The sequence below is a fragment of the Mesorhizobium sp. P2_E6 genome, from assembly GCF_056403835.1.
The window spans coordinates 356,885-374,453 of sequence record NZ_JBFUEQ010000002.1; the positions used below are offsets into that span (position 1 = coordinate 356,885).

11 protein-coding genes are annotated in these 17,569 nt (G+C 63.6%); 8 read left to right on the forward strand and 3 right to left on the reverse strand.

Annotated features, from left to right (window positions below; genetic code table 11):
- Window positions 1–28 precede the first annotated feature (28 nt).
- The 8 genes from glnT (at window position 29) to AC1D08_RS06445 (ending at window position 12,185) form a co-directional block, all read left to right on the forward strand.
- Window positions 29–1,336, forward strand: coding sequence for a type III glutamate--ammonia ligase (gene glnT, locus AC1D08_RS06410; RefSeq protein ID WP_457150331.1), 1,308 nt, complete (start codon window positions 29–31; stop codon window positions 1,334–1,336).
- A 35-nt stretch (window positions 1,337–1,371) separates the two neighbouring features.
- Entirely contained in the window at window positions 1,372–2,625 is a 1,254-nt protein-coding gene (locus AC1D08_RS06415; protein WP_457150330.1) for a sarcosine oxidase subunit beta family protein, read from the forward strand.
- A gap of 14 nt (window positions 2,626–2,639) precedes the next feature.
- Complete coding sequence (locus AC1D08_RS06420) at window positions 2,640–2,915, forward strand: sarcosine oxidase subunit delta (protein ID WP_477422770.1); 276 nt, start codon at window positions 2,640–2,642, stop codon at window positions 2,913–2,915.
- Between the two features lie 241 nt (window positions 2,916–3,156).
- A complete protein-coding gene (locus tag AC1D08_RS06425; protein WP_457150328.1) occupies window positions 3,157–6,138 on the forward strand; it encodes a sarcosine oxidase subunit alpha in 2,982 nt (993 codons plus the stop codon).
- Window positions 6,131–6,760, forward strand: coding sequence for a sarcosine oxidase subunit gamma (locus AC1D08_RS06430; protein ID WP_457150327.1), 630 nt, complete (start codon window positions 6,131–6,133; stop codon window positions 6,758–6,760). The genes AC1D08_RS06425 and AC1D08_RS06430 overlap by 8 nt, the downstream gene beginning before the upstream one ends.
- A gap of 129 nt (window positions 6,761–6,889) precedes the next feature.
- Window positions 6,890–9,259: a DUF1989 domain-containing protein gene (locus tag AC1D08_RS06435; RefSeq protein WP_457150326.1), complete on the forward strand. Its 2,370-nt coding sequence runs from the start codon at window positions 6,890–6,892 to the stop codon at window positions 9,257–9,259.
- Between the two features lie 168 nt (window positions 9,260–9,427).
- A complete protein-coding gene (locus AC1D08_RS06440; RefSeq protein ID WP_457150325.1) occupies window positions 9,428–9,757 on the forward strand; it encodes a hypothetical protein in 330 nt (109 codons plus the stop codon).
- A gap of 718 nt (window positions 9,758–10,475) precedes the next feature.
- A complete protein-coding gene (locus AC1D08_RS06445; protein ID WP_457150324.1) occupies window positions 10,476–12,185 on the forward strand; it encodes an APC family permease in 1,710 nt (569 codons plus the stop codon).
- Window positions 12,186–12,251: 66 nt separating this feature from the next.
- Here the strand turns inward: AC1D08_RS06445 and AC1D08_RS06450 are convergent, their stop codons facing one another.
- From AC1D08_RS06450 to AC1D08_RS06460, 3 genes are all read right to left on the reverse strand, one after another.
- Window positions 12,252–15,398 carry an efflux RND transporter permease subunit gene (locus tag AC1D08_RS06450; protein ID WP_477422773.1) on the reverse strand — a complete coding sequence of 1,049 codons (3,147 nt, stop codon included), beginning with the start codon at window positions 15,396–15,398 and terminating at the stop codon, window positions 12,252–12,254.
- Window positions 15,399–15,602: 204 nt separating this feature from the next.
- Window positions 15,603–16,742 (reverse strand): efflux RND transporter periplasmic adaptor subunit, encoded by a 1,140-nt coding sequence (locus tag AC1D08_RS06455; protein ID WP_457150322.1) that lies wholly within the window; start codon window positions 16,740–16,742, stop codon window positions 15,603–15,605.
- 53 nt (window positions 16,743–16,795) lie between these two features.
- Window positions 16,796–17,404, reverse strand: coding sequence for a TetR/AcrR family transcriptional regulator (locus AC1D08_RS06460; protein WP_457150321.1), 609 nt, complete (start codon window positions 17,402–17,404; stop codon window positions 16,796–16,798).
- Window positions 17,405–17,569: the final 165 nt, after the last annotated feature.

The following is a 17,569-nucleotide window of genomic DNA, read 5'->3' on the forward strand; positions in this document are numbered from 1 at the left end:
CAATCGACAAAAAAATGGGGAAACTTCCGTGACAGCTGATCTTGCAGACTTCGCAAGGGCGAAAAACGTCAAATATTTCATGATTTCCTACACCGACCTGTTCGGTGGCCAGCGCGCCAAGCTGGTGCCGGCGCAGGCCATCGCCGACATGCAGAAGGACGGCGCCGGCTTTGCCGGGTTCGCCACATGGCTTGATCTCACGCCGGCCCATCCCGATATGCTGGCGGTGCCGGATCCGGATTCGGTGATCCAGCTGCCGTGGAAACCGGAAGTTGCCTGGGTCGCCGCCAATTGCATCATGGACGACAAGGAGGTCGACCAGGCACCGCGCAACACGTTAAAGCGACTGATCGCCGAGGCGGCCAGCGACGGCATGCACGTCAAGACCGGCGTCGAGGCCGAGTTCTTCCTGATCTCGCCGGACGGCAAGACGATCTCCGACGAATATGACACCGCGTCGAAGCCCTGCTACGACCAGCAAGCGGTGATGCGCCGCTATGACGTGATTGCCGAGATCTGCGACCATATGCTGGCGCTCGGCTGGGGCGCCTACCAGAACGACCACGAGGATGCCAACGGCCAGTTCGAGATGAACTGGGCCTTCGACGATGCGCTGGCGACCGCCGACAAGCATTCCTTCTTCAAATTCATGGTCAAGTCGATCGCGGAAAAGCATGGCCTGCGCGCGACATTCATGCCGAAGCCCTTCCAGGGCCTGACCGGCAATGGCTGCCATGCGCACATCTCGGTGTGGGACAAGGCCGGCAAGACCAACGTCTTTGCCGACAATGCGATGGAACTCGGCCTGTCGGCCAAGGGCAAGAATTTCCTCGGCGGCATCATGAAGCATGCATCCGCGCTTGCTGCGATCACCAACCCGACGGTCAATTCCTACAAGCGCATCAACGCACCGCGCACCATTTCGGGCGCGACCTGGGCGCCGAACACGGTGACCTGGACCGGCAACAACCGCACCCACATGGTGCGCGTGCCCGGCCCCGGCCGTTTCGAACTGCGCCTGCCCGACGGCGCGGCAAACCCCTATCTCCTGCAGGCGGTCATCATCGCCGCCGGCCTCGACGGCATCCGCTCGAAGGCCGACCCCGGCAAGCGCTACGACATCGACATGTACCAGCACGGTCACACCGTGAAGGGCGCGCCGAAGCTGCCGCTCAACCTGCTCGACGCGCTGCGCGAGTTCGACAAGGACAAATCGCTGAAGGCGGCGCTGGGTGAGGAATTCTCGTCGGCCTACCTAAAGCTGAAGCACCAGGAATGGAATTCCTATGCTTCGCACTTCACGCAATGGGAGCGCGACCACACGTTGGATATCTAACTCCCAGCGAATGCGAGCGACCTCGGAATGAACTGATGAAATACTCGATCTTCTCGCTCGCCCGCGCCGCCCTGTCCGGCCACAAGAACTGGCAGCGCACCTGGCGCGACGCCACGCCGAAGGATCGCTACGACGTGGTGATCATCGGCGGCGGCGGCCATGGCCTGGCCACCGCATGGTTTCTCGCCAGCGAGTACGGCATCAAGAATGTCGCCGTGCTGGAAAAGGGCTGGATCGGCTCCGGCAATGCCGGCCGCAACACCACCATCATCCGCTCCAATTATGGCCTGCCCGGCAACACCGGCTTCTACGAACTGTCGATGAAGCTGTGGGAACGGATGGAGCAGGACCTCAACTACAACACGATGGTCAGCCAGCGCGGCGTCATCAACCTCTACCATTCCGACGCACAGCGCGACGCCTATGCGCGGCGCGGCAACACCATGCGCATCAATGGCATCGATGCCGAACTGCTCGACCTCGCCGCGGTCAAGAAGATGATCCCGTTCCTGAACTTCGACAATGCGCGCTTTCCCGTGCAAGGCGGGCTCTTGCAGCGGCGTGGCGGCACGGCGCGCCACGATGCCGTGGTCTGGGGCTATGCCCATGCGGCGAGCGCGCTCGGCGTCGACATCATCCAGAACTGCGAGGTGACCGGCTTTACCCGCGACGCCAACGGCAAGGTGACCGGCGTCGAGACCTCGCGCGGCAAGATCGGCGCCGGCAAGGTCGGCATGGCGGTCGCCGGCAGTTCCTCGCGCGTCGCGGCGATGGCGGGCCTGCGCCTGCCGATCGAAAGCCATGTGCTGCAGGCCTTCGTCTCCGAAGCGATCAAGCCGCTGATCCCCGGTGTCATGACCTTCGGTGCCGGCCATTTCTACGTCAGCCAGTCGGACAAGGGCGGGCTGGTCTTCGGCGGCGACATCGACGGCTACAATTCCTACGCCCAGCGCGGCAACATGCCTGTGATGGAGGATGTCTGCGAGGGCGGCATGGCGCTGATGCCGATGATCGGCCGCGTGCGCCTGCTGCGCCAGTGGGGTGGCATCATGGACATGTCGATGGACGGCTCGCCGATCATCGACAAGACGCCGATCGACGGGCTCTACCTCAACGCCGGCTGGTGCTATGGCGGCTTCAAGGCGACGCCGGGATCGGGCTTTGTCTTTGCCCATCTGCTGGCTCGCGACACGCCGCACGAAGAAGCCGCACGGTTCCGCCTCGACCGCTTCCGGACTGGTGCGATGATCGACGAAAAGGGCCAGGGCGCCCAACCGAACCTGCACTGAGGACGGACGGAACCATGCGCATTGTCTGTCCCTTCTGCGGCGAACGCGAACTCGGCGAATTCACCTATCTGGGCGACGCCAAGCCGGTGCGGCCGGTGGCCGGCGCCTCGGAAGACGAGGTCTTCGACTACGTCTATCTGCGCGACAATGTCGCCGGCGAGACCAGCGAATACTGGTACCATGGCGGCGGCTGCCGGACCTGGCTGAAGATCGGCCGCAACACGCTGACGCACGAGATTTCTTCGGTTGAGCCGGCGGGGGGCGCCGGTGCTAGGCAGGCCGCGAAATGAATTCTTCTGTTCAGGTCAGCGCCGCCCCTCACCTGCCTGCCGGCATCCTCTCCCCGTATAGCGACGGGGAGAGGAAGGCTGGCCGCAACCTCGGCGCCCTTTCTGCAACGTCGATGATTGGCGAAATCTTCGGCGGCGGCGTCCTTCTCCCCGTGACTATATGGGGAGAAGTGCCCGGCAGAGCGATGAGGGGCAGCGCAACCCCCTCGCGTTTCATCGAACTCACGGAAGGCCGGCACTCGTGACGTTCAGCCAATCCCATCGCCTCACGTCCGGCGGCCTGATCGACCGCTCCGCGCCGCTGAATTTTCGTTTCGACGGCAAGACGTTCTCCGGCTTCCAGGGCGACACGCTCGCCTCGGCGCTGATCGCCAATGGCGTCAAGCTTGTCGGCCGCTCGTTCAAATACCATCGCCCGCGCGGCATCCTCACCGCTGGCTCGGAAGAGCCGAACGCGCTGGTCGAATTGCGCACCGGCGCGCGGCGCGAACCGAACACCAAGGCGACCACGGCCGAGCTCTATGAAGGGCTAGAGGCCGCTAGCCAGAACCGCTGGCCATCGCTGCGCCACGATGTGATGTCGGTCAACCAGCTGTTCGCGCCGATCTTCGTCGCCGGCTTCTACTACAAGACCTTCATGTGGCCGGCGAAATTCTGGGAAGCGATCTACGAACCGGCGATCCGCCGCGCCGCCGGACTTGGCCGCGCCGCGGGCGTCGCCGATCCCGACCATTACGACAAGGCGTGGGCGCATTGCGATGTGCTGATCGGCGGCTCGGGCCCGGCCGGACTGGCCGCGGCCTTGGCAGCCGGACGCTCGGGTGCCCGTGTCATCCTGTGCGAGGAGGATTTTTCGCCGGGCGGCCGCCTGCTGGCGGATGGCGGCACGATCGATGGCCTGCCGGCAGCGGAATGGCTTTCGCGGACGCTGGCTGAGCTTGCTACCCTGCCAGACGTCCGCATCATGACCCGCACGACGCTGTTCGGGGTCTATGACGGCGGCACCTATGGCGCCATCGAGCGGGTCAACGACCATCTGCCCTCGCCGCCGGAGCATCAGGTGCGCCAGCGGCTGTGGCGGATCGTGGCCAGGCGCTGCGTGGTCGCGGCCGGCGCCATCGAACGGCCGATCGTCTTTGCCGGCAACGACACGCCTGGCGTGATGATGGCTTCCGCCATGCGGACCTACGTCGCGCGCTACGCGGCAGCGCCGGCCAAACGCATCGCGCTGTTCACCAACAATGAGGATGGCTGGCGCACGGTCGAGATCGCACTCGGCGCCGGGTTGCAGATCGCGGCGGTCATCGACGCGCGGCCTGACGTATCGCCCGCCCATCGTTCGCTGGCGTCCAAGGGCGGCTTCCCGGTGCTGCACGGTTCGGTCAGTGGGGTCGATGGCGGCAAGGATGGCGTCAGGAAGATCGCTGCGTCACTCACCGGTGGCGCGCGCGCCGAGGTCGAAGCCGACGGGCTTGCCGTTTCCGGCGGCTGGAACCCGGCTGTCGGGCTGACCTCCTATCATCGCGGCCGGCCGAAATGGCTGGATAACATCGCCGCCTTCGTGCCGAATGGCGCGCCTCCCGGAATGGTGGCCGTGGGCGCCGCCAACGGTGCCTTCGGGCTCGGCGCCTGCTTGGCTCAGGGCTTTGCCGCGGGTAGCGCAGCCGCGCATGACACCGGGCACGGCGGCAAGGCAGGCACCGCCCCTGTCGCCGACGACGAGGCGTTCTCGCTCAAGCCGCTCTGGCACGTTGCCGGCAAGGGCAAGGCCTTTGTCGACTACCAGCACGACGTCACCGCCTCCGACATCGAACTGGCGCAGCGCGAAGGCTTTGAATCGGTCGAGCATCTGAAGCGATACACAACGCTCGGCATGGCGACCGACCAGGGCAAGACCTCCAATGTCGCCGGTCTCGCCATCATGGCCGCGGTCAGCGGCCGGTCCATTCCCGAGACCGGCACGACGATCTACCGCCCTCCTTACGTGCCCGTCGCGATCGGCGCCTTTGCCGGCCATCATCGCGACGAGACGTTCCATGCGACGCGGCTGACACCGTCGCATCACTGGGCCGCCGAACAAGGTGCTGTTTTCGTCGACACCGGGCTGTGGAAGCGCGCGCAGTGGTATCCGCGCGCCGGCGAGAAGGACTGGCTGGAATCGGTGACCCGCGAGGTCAAGGCGGTGCGCGGCGGCGTCGGCTTCTGCGATGTCTCGACGCTCGGCAAGATCGACGTGCACGGCCCGGATGCCGGCGCTTTCCTGGACCGCGTCTATGTCAACACCTTCTCCAATCTCGCCGTCGGCAAGGCCCGCTACGGATTGATGCTGCGCGAGGACGGCATGGTCTATGACGACGGCACCACGTCGCGGCTGGCCGAGGATCATTATTTCCTGACCACCACGACGGCCAAGGCCGGACTGGTGATGCAGCATCTCGAATTCTGCCGGCAGGTGCTGTTTCCCGAACTCGACGTGCAACTGACTTCGGTCTCGGACCAGTGGGCACAGTTCTCGATCGCCGGGCCGAAGACCCGTGACCTGCTCAAGGAGATTGTCGATCCGGCGGAAGACCTTTCCAATGAAGGTTTCCCGTTCATGGGCGCGCGCGAAGTCCGCTTGCGCGGCGGCATCAAGGCGCGGCTGTTCCGCATCTCGTTCTCCGGCGAGATGGCGTTCGAGATTTCGGTGCCGGCACGCTTTGGCGATGCCATGGCGCGCAATCTGATGCTGGCCGGCGCGCCATTCGGCGTCACGCCTTACGGCACCGAGGCGCTCGGCGTTATGCGGGTTGAAAAGGGTCACATCGCCGGACCGGAACTGAGCGGTACGACGACGGCGGCGGATCTTGGTCTCGGCAAGATGATGTCGACCAAAAAGGATTTCATTGGCCGCGTCATGGCCGGGCGCGAGGCGCTGGTTGCACCGGACCGTCAGGTCGTGGTCGGCATCAAGCCGGTCGACAAGGCGCGCAGGCTGCGCTCCGGCGCGCATATCATTCCGAAGGGGCAGACACCTGGCCCGGGCAACGACCAGGGCTATGTCACCTCGGTCTGCTTCTCGCCGACAGCAGACCAATGGATCGGGCTCGGCCTGGTCGAGCGCGGCCGCGAACGCATCGGCGAGATCGTCCATGCACATGATCCGTTGCGCGGCGAGGACTATGACGTCGAACTGTGCAATCCCGTCTTCTACGATCCGGATGGAGGGCGCCAGCGTGGCTGAGTTTTCCTGGTCTTCCCGCAGTCCGCTCGAGCATGCGCTTGCCCCAGGCGCGCATGGCGCACGCGGCATCGAGGCCGGCGTCTCGCTGACGGAAATCCGCAATTTCGACCTGATCCAGGTGATGGCGCGGCGCGGCAAAGCGGCCGAACTGGCGCGGGTGGCCAACGGCCGTTTCGGCGTGGCGGCTCCCAATGCGCCCACGGTGGTACAGGCTCAAGACGCCACGCTGATCTGGTCCGGGCCGGATCAGTTCTTCGTCCTGTCTAAGGGCGGCAAGCACACGATGGACACGCTGGCGCCGGCATTGTCCGGCCCTGCCTCCCTGTCCGACCAGTCGCATGCGCGCGCCCTGGTCCGCATTTCCGGGGCCAAGGCCCGCACCGTGCTGGCCAAGCTGTCGTCGATCGATCTTCACCCGTCGGCTTTCCCGATTGGCGCCGCCGCCGCAACTTCGATCGATCACACCAGCGTCACGCTCTGGCGCGGCGGCGACCGGCCGGATGGGCAGGCCGTGTTCAACCTGCTGGTGTTTGCGACCTTCGCCGGAAGCCTGTGGCACACGATGCTCGACGCGGCGGCTGAGTACCGCGTGACGATCGCGCATTCGGAGGAGTTGGCGTAGCGCGGAACAGACAAGAAGGGCCACGTTCGCTTGCCAAATCCGGCCTTGCCGCCTATTCTTCCTGCTAAAATAATTTCACGTACAGGCAAACTTGTTTCTCGAACCGATGTCTCGAAACGCAAGGCTGAGATGAGCCAGTCGCCCTACCCTGCCGTTGCTGCCGGACCACCACGGCCGAGCCTCATCCTGAGGCCCGGCCAGATCGCGCTGCCGCCGGGCATGGAGCGCTATACCATCCAGGGCAACGGCGCCGTTCTCATCGAAGTCGAAGCCGGCGATACACTGACCGTGCGCAATGTCGAAGGCGGCCAGGCCTGCGAGCTGCTGGCGTGGGACAGGAGCGGCGTGACCGACCCCGGCATTTTTGGCGAAACGTCGAACAGCAATGCTGCCGGCATCAAGGCGCTTTTGGCCGAGGGTGACGACAGTCTGGGCGCATTGCGGCGCGGGCTTGCGCGGCGGCAGGTGCAGTTGGATCAGGCCAAGGCAGTGCGTGTTTTCGGTGGCACCACGCCGGCCGGCACCGAGCAGGGTTTCAATATCGTGCGCGACGGCGCGATGGTCATCGCCGCGCCCGGTGGGCCGATGCTTGTCGATGGCCACGACACGGCGACGCCGCTCAGCGTCATCGTCCGACGCGCCACGATCCGTCCGGCGGCGAAGTCGCAATTGGCCGACCCGCTCGCCGATCCGGTGCTCGACCTGCGCGTCAACTCGGCGACGGCGGAATCCTACTTCGTCAAGGCCGGCGACTATCTGCAGATCATCGACGTCGACGGGCGCCAATGCACCGACTTCCAGTGCTTTTCGGCACGCAAGCTGGATAAGGGTCGCGACCATCCGCTCGACGTGACGACGACCCGCACGCTGATGGGCGCGAGCTATCCGATGCCCGGCCTGCATTCGAAATACTACGACCAGGACATGGAGCCGCTGGTCGAGGTCGTGCAGGACACGTGCGGCCGGCATGACGCCTTCGCGCTCGCCTGCGCGGCCAAATATTACGACGACATCGGCTATCCCGGCCACACCAACTGCTCGGAGAATTTCAATCGCGCGCTGTCGGACAAGGGCGTCACGCCACGTGCCGGCTGGATGGCGATCAACTTCTTCTTCAATACGGCGATCGACGCGCATGGCGTCATGGTGTCGGACGAGCCGTGGTCGCGGCCGGGCGACTATGTGCTGCTCAAGGCGCTGACCGACATCGTCTGCGTTTCCTCGGCCTGCCCCGACGACACGACGCCGGCCAATGGCTGGAACCTGACCGACATCCATGTGCGCACCTATTCCGGCCAGCACAAATTTTCGCGAGCGATCGCCAGACGCATGACGCCTGATTCGGAACCGAAAATGACCCGCGAGACCTCCTTTCATTCGAGCTTTGCCAAGCACACCCGCAACTTCGTCGAGTACAGGGGCTACTGGCTGGCCAATTCCTTCGCCAGGCAAGGGCCCATCGACGAATACTGGGCCTGCCGGCAGGCCGCGGTCATCATGGACCTGTCGCCGCTGCGCAAGTTCGAGGTCACCGGGCCGGACTCGGAGGCGCTGCTGCAATACACGCTGACCCGCGACGTCAAGAAGCTTGGCGTCGGCCAGGTCGTCTATTCCGCCATGTGCTACGAGCATGGCGGCATGATCGATGACGGCACGCTGCTGCGGCTCGGGAGGGACAATTTCCGCTGGGTCGGCGGCGACGATCTGTCCGGCGAATGGCTGCGCGAAACGGCGAAAAAGCTCGGCCTCAACGTCCTGGTCCGCTCGTCGACCGACCAGATGCACAATATCGCCGTGCAGGGCCCGAAAAGCCGCGACATCCTGAGGGAGGTTATCTGGACCTCACCGCTGCAGCCGTCGATCGACGAGCTCGAATGGTTCCGTTTCGCCGTCGCCCGCATCGGTGGGGGCAACGGCATCCCGGTCGTCGTCTCGCGCACCGGCTACACCGGCGAGCTCGGCTACGAGATCTGGTGCCATCCGCGTGACGCCGAAAAAGTGTTCGACGCCATCTGGGAGGCCGGCCAGCCGCACGGGCTGAAGCCGATGGGGCTGCAGGCGCTCGACATGGTGCGCATCGAGGCCGGGCTGATCTTCGCCGGCTACGAGTTTTCGGACCAGACCGACCCGTTCGAGGCCGGCATCGGCTTCACCGTGCCGCTGAAGAGCAAGACCGACGACTTCATCGGCCGCGAGGCGTTGATCCGGCGCAAGGAAAACCCGCAGACAAAACTGGTCGGCCTCGACATCGACGCCAATGTCGATGTCGGCCATGGCGATTGCGTGCATGTCGGCCGCGCCCAGATCGGCGTGGTCACGTCAGGCATGCGCTCGCCGGTGCTGAACAAGAATATCGCGCTGGCGCGGCTCGACGTCACCCACGCTGCGATCGGCACCGAGGTCGAGATCGGCAAGCTCGACGGCCACGCCAAACGGCTGCCGGCGCGGGTCGTCGCCTTTGCCCATTACGATCCGCAGAAGACCAAACCGCGCTCCTGACCGCGCTTCACTCACAAGACATTGAAAGCTGCGCCGGGCAGTCTGAGCGATCGCCGTGGTTGGGGGTTGTGGGTCAGTTGAAGGAAGCCGAGACGCGGCCCTTGCAAAAGGCGTCTTGGAGAATAGGGCGGCATTGGACATATTGTTTCGTCATGCTAATTCAGTTAGATGTTTTTTCTGATCTTGTCTTTTGTAGCAGTCGCCATCCCGTATGGCCTTGAACGACTTTATTTTGCGAGAAACTTTGGGTTCTTTGCAGTTCTATTCTGGCTGTTTGTCTTTCAATTTGGCGTTTTATTCGGCTGTGAAATCATCCTTGAAAATCACCTAGGCCAATCGTTGCCCAATTGGGTTAGAACACTCGGCTTTGCGATTGGAGCATTCGCCTACATGACGATTGGCATGACGTCTTTCGCTGCCGTCGTAGCCGCATTGGGATTCGGGACAGTGATCGCAGCCAGCTGGTTCTTGAGAAAGCTAGGGGAAAATTCAAACTGAGACATTCCCGGACGTCGGCGTGTCTAAGACGCTCTGGTCGACGGAAGACCTTTGCGAGAAAGTGGACGCAGTTGCGCGAAGCCAGGCAAGCGCGGCCCTTACAAAAAGGGAATGGTCAACGCTAATGCCGACGCAGGAAGCTAGCGATGGGGAGTGGAAGCGCTGCGACGAGTGCCGCAGCAATTATCGTGCTTCGTCCTCCGCAATGGCATTTCTTTGTCCCGAGTGCGCTCACGTTATCTATGGATATGAAAACTGCCACCACGAGTTCGACGGAACTCGCTGCAAGCTTTGCGGTTGGAATGGTCGACGTTCGCGCTACGTGCGATCCCTGCTTGGAAATGGCGACTAGTCGTCGTCATTTCAAACTGAGAGACACTACCCGATCGACAAGTGCCGGCAGTTGTGCTGTCGATTTGGGGATGGTGCTGGTTTGCGCCGCGACCCGCCTCAGGCGGGTTTTTCATTTCAGGCCCCTGGTCCTTCTTTCGAACAATCCCGCCCACAGCAGTGCGAAGCTGACATGTTTCGCAAGCGTTTTGTGCATGGTTTCACAAAACGCTTGACGTGCAAGCGCGCCGGATCAATCTTCACTGCTAAGAAAAAAATGCGACTGAGTGGAAACACCGGCAGCCGCCCAAAGCGTGCGTCGATGACGAAGCCGCGCGAAGTCGCGGCCGTCACGGACGGGGAATATCAAAAAGGGGAACCCAAACACATGAGCACGATAAGCACTACGATGGAGCCGCTTGCCGAGAGCAAGCTGCACCGGAATATCGACTGGCGCGGCGCCTTCTGGGTGGCCAGCGGAGTCCCTGCCCTTGTCCTGTTTTCGATCGGCGGCATTGCCGGCACGACCGGCACGCTGGCTTTCGCGATCTGGATCGCCTCCATGATCATGGGCTTCCTGCAATCCTTCACCTATGCCGAGATCGCCGGCCTGTTCCCGAACAAGTCGGGCGGCGCCTCGATCTATGGCGCCACCGCCTGGCTGCGCTATTCCAAGTTCATCGCGCCGCTGTCGGTGTGGTGCAACTGGTTCGCCTGGTCGCCGGTGCTGTCGCTCGGCTGCTCGATCGCCGCCGCCTATATCCTCAACGCGCTGGCGCCAGTGCCGTTGTTCACGGAAACCTCGCCCGATGTCGTCGCCTATATCGCGGCCCATGCCGGCACCAGCGCCGCCGATGCGATCACGGCGGTGACCGCTGCCGCGACGCCGGCGATCCGCAACTGGACGCTGTACAGCCACACGCTGGGCCCGGTCTCCTTCACCTTCAATGCCACCTTCTTCATCGGCGCGGTGCTGATGCTGATCATCTTCTCGATCCAGCATCGCGGCATTCTGGGCACCGCCAATGTGCAGAAATATATCGGCCTGCTGGTCATCATCCCGATGCTGATCGTCGGCGTCGTGCCGATTTTCACTGGCCAGATCAACTGGGCGAATTTTTCGCCGCTGGTGCCGCTGGCGGCCGCCTACGCGCCGGAGCCCGGCGCCTGGAACATCGCCGGCTGGACGCTCGTGCTCGGCGGCATGTTCATCGCCGCCTGGTCGACCTACGGTTTCGAGACCGCCGTCTGCTACACCTCCGAATTCAAGAACCCCGGCACCGACACGTTCAAGGCCATCTTCTATTCCGGCCTGCTCTGCATGCTGCTGTTCATCCTGGTGCCGTTCACCTTCCAGGGCGTGCTCGGCTTGAACGGCATGCTGGCCACGCCGATCGTCGACGGCTCCGGTGTCGCCGATGCGCTGGCCGGGATGGTCGGTGGCGGAGCGCTGATCCACAGCCTGCTGGTGATGCTGATGATCCTGGCTCTGGTGCTGTGCATCATGACGGCGATGGCGGGTTCTTCGCGCACGCTCTACCAGGGCTCGGTCGACGGCTGGCTGCCGCGCTATCTCAGCCACGTCAACGAGCATGGCGCACCGACGCGGGCCATGTGGACCGACCTTTGCTTCAACCTGATCGTGCTGGCCATCGCCTCGGCCGACGCGACGAGCTTCTTCTTCATCCTCGCCGTGTCAAACTGCGGCTACATCATCTTCAACTTCCTCAACCTCAACGCCGGCTGGATCCATCGCATCGACAACGGCCATATCGCGCGGCCATGGAAGGCGCCGAGCTGGCTGCTCGGGGTCGGCGCCATCTTCGCCTATGTCAACGCGATCTTCATGGGCGCCGGCGCCAAGGTCTGGAACCCGATGGCACTGTGGGCCGGACTAATCACCGCGGCCTTTATCATCCCGGTGTTCTGTTTCCGCCACTACATCCAGGACGGCGGCAAGTTCCCCGACCATATGCTGGCCGACCTCGGCATGAGTTCGTCCGATCTGGCGGTCAAGAAGGCGGGCATGCTGCCCTACCTGACACTGGTCGCGGGCGTGGTGGTGATGCTGCTCGCCAACTGGTATTTCGTCATCTGACCTCGGAAATGAAAAGGATCGGGCGCGCTTCGGCGCGCCCGATCCTTTTCGGCTGGCGTAGTCGATCTATTCGGCGGCCAGCGCCAGTTGTGGCTTCTCGGCTTCCGGGATCAGGTCCAGATCGTCGATCCGCCCCTCCACCCCGTGCTTCTTGGGCTCGCGGCCGAAGAACAGGGCGTAGCCCGCCGGCAGTACCAGGATTGTCAGCACGGTGGCAACCAGGATGCCGCCCATCATCGCGTAGGCGAGCGGCCCCCAGAACACGGCCCGCGAGATCGGGATCAGCGCCAGCACCGCCGTCAAGGCGGTCAGCGTGATCGGCCGGAAACGGCGCACGGCCGAGCCGATGATCGCTTCGGATCGCTCCATGCCCGCCGCTATGTCCTGGTCGATCTGGTCGACCAGAATGATCGAGTTGCGCATGATGATGCCGAGCAGCGCGATGACGCCGAGGATGGCGACGAAGCCGAACGGCGCGCCGCTGATCAGAAGGGCCGCGGCAGCACCGATGATGCCGAGCGGGCCGGTCGCCAGCACCAGCATCGCCTTGCCGAAATTCTGCAGCTGGATCATCAGGAGCACGACGATGATGGCCAGCATGATCGGCGCCTTGGCGGCGATCGAAGCCTGGCTTTCGGCCGAATCCTCGGCACCGCCCTGGATCTCGATCTTGTAGCCAGGTGCCAGCCCATCGCGCAGACCCTGCATGTCCTTGTACAACTTGGTGACGACGTCGTTGGACTGCACGCCGTCGGGCAGCGTTGCCCGCACGCTGATGGTCGGCAAGCGGTTACGCCGCCATTCGATGCCTTGCTCCAGCACCGGCACCACCTTGGCGACCTGCGACAGCGGCACGAAGCCGCCGAAATCGGTCGGGATATAGACGGAGTCGACCGAAGACAGCAGGCTGCGGCTGGCATCCGGCTCGCGGGCGACGATGGAGACCGTCTCCTCGCCGTCGCGGAAGTCGTCGAGCGGCGCGCCGGACATGGTCGCCTGCAGCATCTGGCGGATGCGCTGCGAGGTCACGCCAAGCGCACGGGCGCGATCCTGGTCGATGACCAGCTTCATCGCCGGCACCGGTTCGAGCCAATCGTCATGGACGGCGCCAAGCAGCGGATCTTCGCGGAACTTGGCCTTCACCTGGTCGGCGATGCGGCGCACCTCCTGGCGGTCCGGGCCCATGACACGCATCTGCACCGGCCAGCCGGTCGGCGGGCCGAGGAACAGGCGGTCGACCTTGGCGCGGATCGACGGGAAGTCCTCGGCCAGGACGGTGCGCAGCTTGACGATCAGCCGTTCGCGGGCCGGCTCGTCATTGGCCATCACCAGAAGCTGGGCGAAGTTCGGATTGCTCAACTGCTGGTCGAGCGGCAGGAAGAAGCGCGGCGCGCCTTCGCCGATATAGGTGGCGATGAAACGCTTGTCCTTGTCGTCCATCATCTTGGCTTCAAGCGCCTTGGCCTGCACCTCGACTTCCTTGATGCTGGTGCCCTCCGGCAGCCAGAGATCGACGAGGATTTCCGGCCGCGACGATTGTGGGAAGAAGTTCTGCGGGATGAACTGGAACGCCCACAGGCTGGTGCCGAAGGTTACCAGGGTCATGACAAGCACGATGACGCGGTGGCGCACGGCCCAGCCGACGGTCGAGCGCAGCCGGCGATAAAAGCGCGTGTCGAAGACATCATGGTGGCTGCCGGCATGCTTGCGCTGCTTGAGGATCATGTAGCCGAGCCACGGCGTGAAATAGACCGCGACGAACCACGAGACGATCAACGCGATGCCGACGACATAAAACAGCGTGCGCACATATTCGCCGGCCGTCGAGGCGGCGAAGCCGACCGGGATGAAGCCGGCGGTGGTGATGAGCGTGCCGGTCAGCATCGGGAAGGCGGTCGAGGAATAGGCGAAGCTCGCCGCCTCGATCTTGACCAGCCCCTCCTCCAGCTTGCGCTCCATCATCTCGACGACGATCATGGCGTCGTCGACGAGCAGGCCGAGCGCGATGATCAGCGCGCCGAGCGAGATGCGCTGCAGGTCGATGCCGAGTTCGTACATGATGGCGAAAGTGGCGGCCAGCACCAGTGGAATCGCGATGGCGATGACCAGGCCGGAACGCCAGCCGATCGACAGGAACGAGACGACGAGCACGATCAGCAGCGCTTCGCCGAGCGCGTGCATGAATTCGGCAACCGCATCGGTGACGACGCCCGGCTGGTCAGAGATCTGGTCGACCGAAACGCCATAGGGCAGCGCCTCTTCAAAGCGCTTGTAGGTTGCCTCGACCTCCTTGCCGACATCGGTGACCTTGAAGCCCTTGGCCATGACGACGCCAAGCTGCACGCTGTCATGACCGTTGAAGCGGTATTTGCGCTGGAAAGGATCTTCCAGCCCGGACGTCACCGTGGCGATGTCGCCGAGCCGGGTGACCTGGCCGCCGGCGCGCACGCGCAGGTTGCGGATATCCTCGACCTTGCTGACGTCGCCCTCGACCGAAATGCGCACCGAGTTGGTGCCGGTATCGACGGAGCCGGCCGGGTCGACATTGTTCTGTCCCTTGATCGCGTTCTGCAGATCGGTCAGCGTCAGGCCGCGTTCGGAGAGCGCCTTGGAGGAGATGTCGATATAGAGCTTTTCCGGCTGGTCGCCGATGATGACGGCCTTCTCGACGCCGGGCGTGGTCAAAAGCATGTCGCGCGCCTGGATGGCGAACTTCTTCAGCTCGGGATAGCTGAAGCCATCGCCGCTGATCGAATGCAGCGTGATGAAGGTGTCACCGAATTCATCGTTGAAATACGGTCCGAGCAGGCCTTGCGGCAGGTCGCCAGCAATATCGCCGACCTTCTTGCGCACCTGATAGAAGGCGTCCGCCACCTCGGCGGCGTTGGTGTCGCCCTTGATCTGGACCGTGATGATGGCGCTGCCGGCGCGCGTGAACGAGCGCACGAAATCGAGGTGCGGCGTTTCCTGCAGCTTGCGTTCGATCTTGTTGACGACCTGGTCTTCCATCTCCTGGATCGAGGAGCCGGGCCAGATCGCCTGGACGACCATCACGCGGAAGGTGAAATCGGGATCTTCCTTCTGGCCCATGCGCATCAGGCCGAGCGCACCGGCAATGATGATCAGGCCGAACAGGAACCGGGCAATGGAGGGATGGCCGATTGCCCAGCGCGACAGGTTGAAGGGCCGCTTCTCGTCCGTGGAATTGGTCATCGATGCAGGTCCATCTAGCTAGCGCAACAAGATCGAGGTTCGGTGGCGGCTTCCGGGCGGCAAGGCTCTCCGAGCGGAGAACACTCATCGCGGTTGGGGACGCGAAAATCGATGCGCGGGGGGTCACATCAATCGAGCGCCTCGGTTCGAGCGTTTGCCGCCCGGAAACCAGCGGCTGCAGGAACGCGCAGCCGGTGTCTGTCGTCAGCGCACCTGTTTGGTGTCGCTGTCTCCCGCAGATGCGGATTGCACGGTATCGCCGGTGAGTTTCACCTTCAGGTTCTCGGTCATGAACTGCGTGCCGGCAGCGACCACGACATCGCCGGCCTTCAATCCGTCGGCGACCCGCACGCCATCGGCGGCGAACTTGGCGACCTTGACCGGTCGGGCGTGGACGGTGTCGGCGCCGCGATCGACGGTCCAGACGATCGACTGGCTGTCTTGCTTGGCCAGCGCGCTCAGCGGGATCGAAACGAGCTGCCGCTCATTGGCCGCCGATGCTTCGATGCTGGCTGTCATGCCGAGCAGCACGCGCGGATCGTTGGGCAGGCTGACGCGGACGGCAAAGGTGCGCGACTGCGGATCGGCGCTGCCGGCGACTTCGCGGACCTTGCCCTCGAGCGCGAGTGCGTCGTCGGACCAGAAGCCCGCCTTTACGACCTTGCCCGGCTTGAACTCAGCGATTTCCATTTCCGGAACCGCGATCAGCACTTCCTTTTCGCCGTCGACCGCGACGGTGACAACCGGCGTGCCGGAGCCAACCACCTGGCCGACATCGGCGCTGACGGCGGTGACGATGCCGTCCCTGTCGGCCTTGAGGTCGGTGTAGCCGGCCTGGTTCTTGGCCTGGTCGAGCGACGAGCGAGCGGAATCGCGGGTGGCGACCGCCTGGTCATAGCTCAGCGTCGCCTGTTCGAGCTGCGATTTCGGTGCAAAATTCTTGGCAAAAAGCTGCTCTGCACGCTTGCGGGCAAGCTCGACCGTCTCGACCTGCCGCTCGGCGGCATCAAGCGCTGCCTGAGCGCTTTTAACCGAAAGGTCGTAATCGATGGGATCGATGCGGGCGAGCACATCGCCTGAAGCCACATGCTGGCCGATGTCGACAAGGCGCTCCGTGATCTTGCCGTTGACCCGGAACGCCAGGGCGCTTTCGGTGCGGGCCCGCACCGAACCGGAGTAGGAGAGCGTGCGGGTGTCATGCGCCTGGGCGATCTCGACGACCTTGACCGGGCGGATGATGTCCTTGACCTCGGCTTTCTCCTGCGAGCAGCCGGCAAGCCCGAGCGTCGCCACGATCAGGCCGGCGACCGGCAGCTTGCGAAGGATGGAACGGGACAAAGACATCTTGCTACTCCGACTGGGAGATGAATGGTCGACACCGGCACCAGAGTGCGGCGCTATTTCAAGGCCTTGACTGCATAGTCGATGAGGTCGTCGGGCATCGCCCGATTGGTCTTGGCCAGACACTGCGCCACCATCTGCGGATGGCACAGGATGACTGTGGCGGCGCCGAAGCAGCGCGAGGCGATCACCGGATCCTGCTCCCTGAACTCACCGGCCTCGATGCCATCGCGGATGACCTCCGCGAACAGATCGTGGATGCTGTCGACGTGCTTGTCGATGACGCCCCAATCGCGTTCGAGCGCGACGATCACCATTTCATGGACCTTCTGCTCGTCGAGCATGACCTCCATCGTCATCTTGTACTGCGCATGCACGTAGCGCCGAAGCCGCTCCTCGGCGCTGATCGGCAGGTGGCAGATCTCGTAGGCCATCTTGTAGCTGGCACCGAGCATCCTGCCGCAGACGGCCTGGTGGATTTCGACCTTGGTGGCGAAGAAGCGGTAGATATTGGCCGGCGACATGCCGAGTTCACGGGCGATGTCGGCGACATTGGTCTTGCCGTAACCGTAGTGCCGGAACAGGCGCTCGGCGCAGTCGAGAATGCGCGTCACATTCTCCTGTCGGGCGACGTCGGCGGCGACTATGTTGGCGGCTTCGGACATGGCTCTCTTTGTTTACGACTGACGAATTTCAATTTTCGTCATTCGTAAATCGAAATGGCCGACCTGTCAACGCGAAATCGATATACGCGTACGATTGGTGACAGCTGGTGACATCCAACAGACGTCACCAGGCGGCCCGAGGATTCGGACCATTGAAAATAATTT

Excerpts from the sequence above, each read along its gene's own strand:
- AC1D08_RS06415 (WP_457150330.1), top strand. The coding sequence starts at position 1,372 with ATGAAATACTCGATCTTCTCGCTCGCCCGCGCCGCCCTGTCCGGCCAC.
- AC1D08_RS06435 (WP_457150326.1), top strand. The coding sequence starts at position 6,890 with ATGAGCCAGTCGCCCTACCCTGCCGTTGCTGCCGGACCACCACGGCCG.
- AC1D08_RS06460 (WP_457150321.1), bottom strand. The coding sequence starts at position 17,404 with ATGTCCGAAGCCGCCAACATAGTCGCCGCCGACGTCGCCCGACAGGAG.
- AC1D08_RS06445 (WP_457150324.1), top strand. The coding sequence starts at position 10,476 with ATGAGCACGATAAGCACTACGATGGAGCCGCTTGCCGAGAGCAAGCTG.
- AC1D08_RS06455 (WP_457150322.1), bottom strand. The coding sequence starts at position 16,742 with ATGTCTTTGTCCCGTTCCATCCTTCGCAAGCTGCCGGTCGCCGGCCTG.
- AC1D08_RS06420 (WP_477422770.1), top strand. The coding sequence starts at position 2,640 with ATGCGCATTGTCTGTCCCTTCTGCGGCGAACGCGAACTCGGCGAATTC.
- AC1D08_RS06440 (WP_457150325.1), top strand. The coding sequence starts at position 9,428 with ATGTTTTTTCTGATCTTGTCTTTTGTAGCAGTCGCCATCCCGTATGGC.
- AC1D08_RS06450 (WP_477422773.1), bottom strand. The coding sequence starts at position 15,398 with ATGACCAATTCCACGGACGAGAAGCGGCCCTTCAACCTGTCGCGCTGG.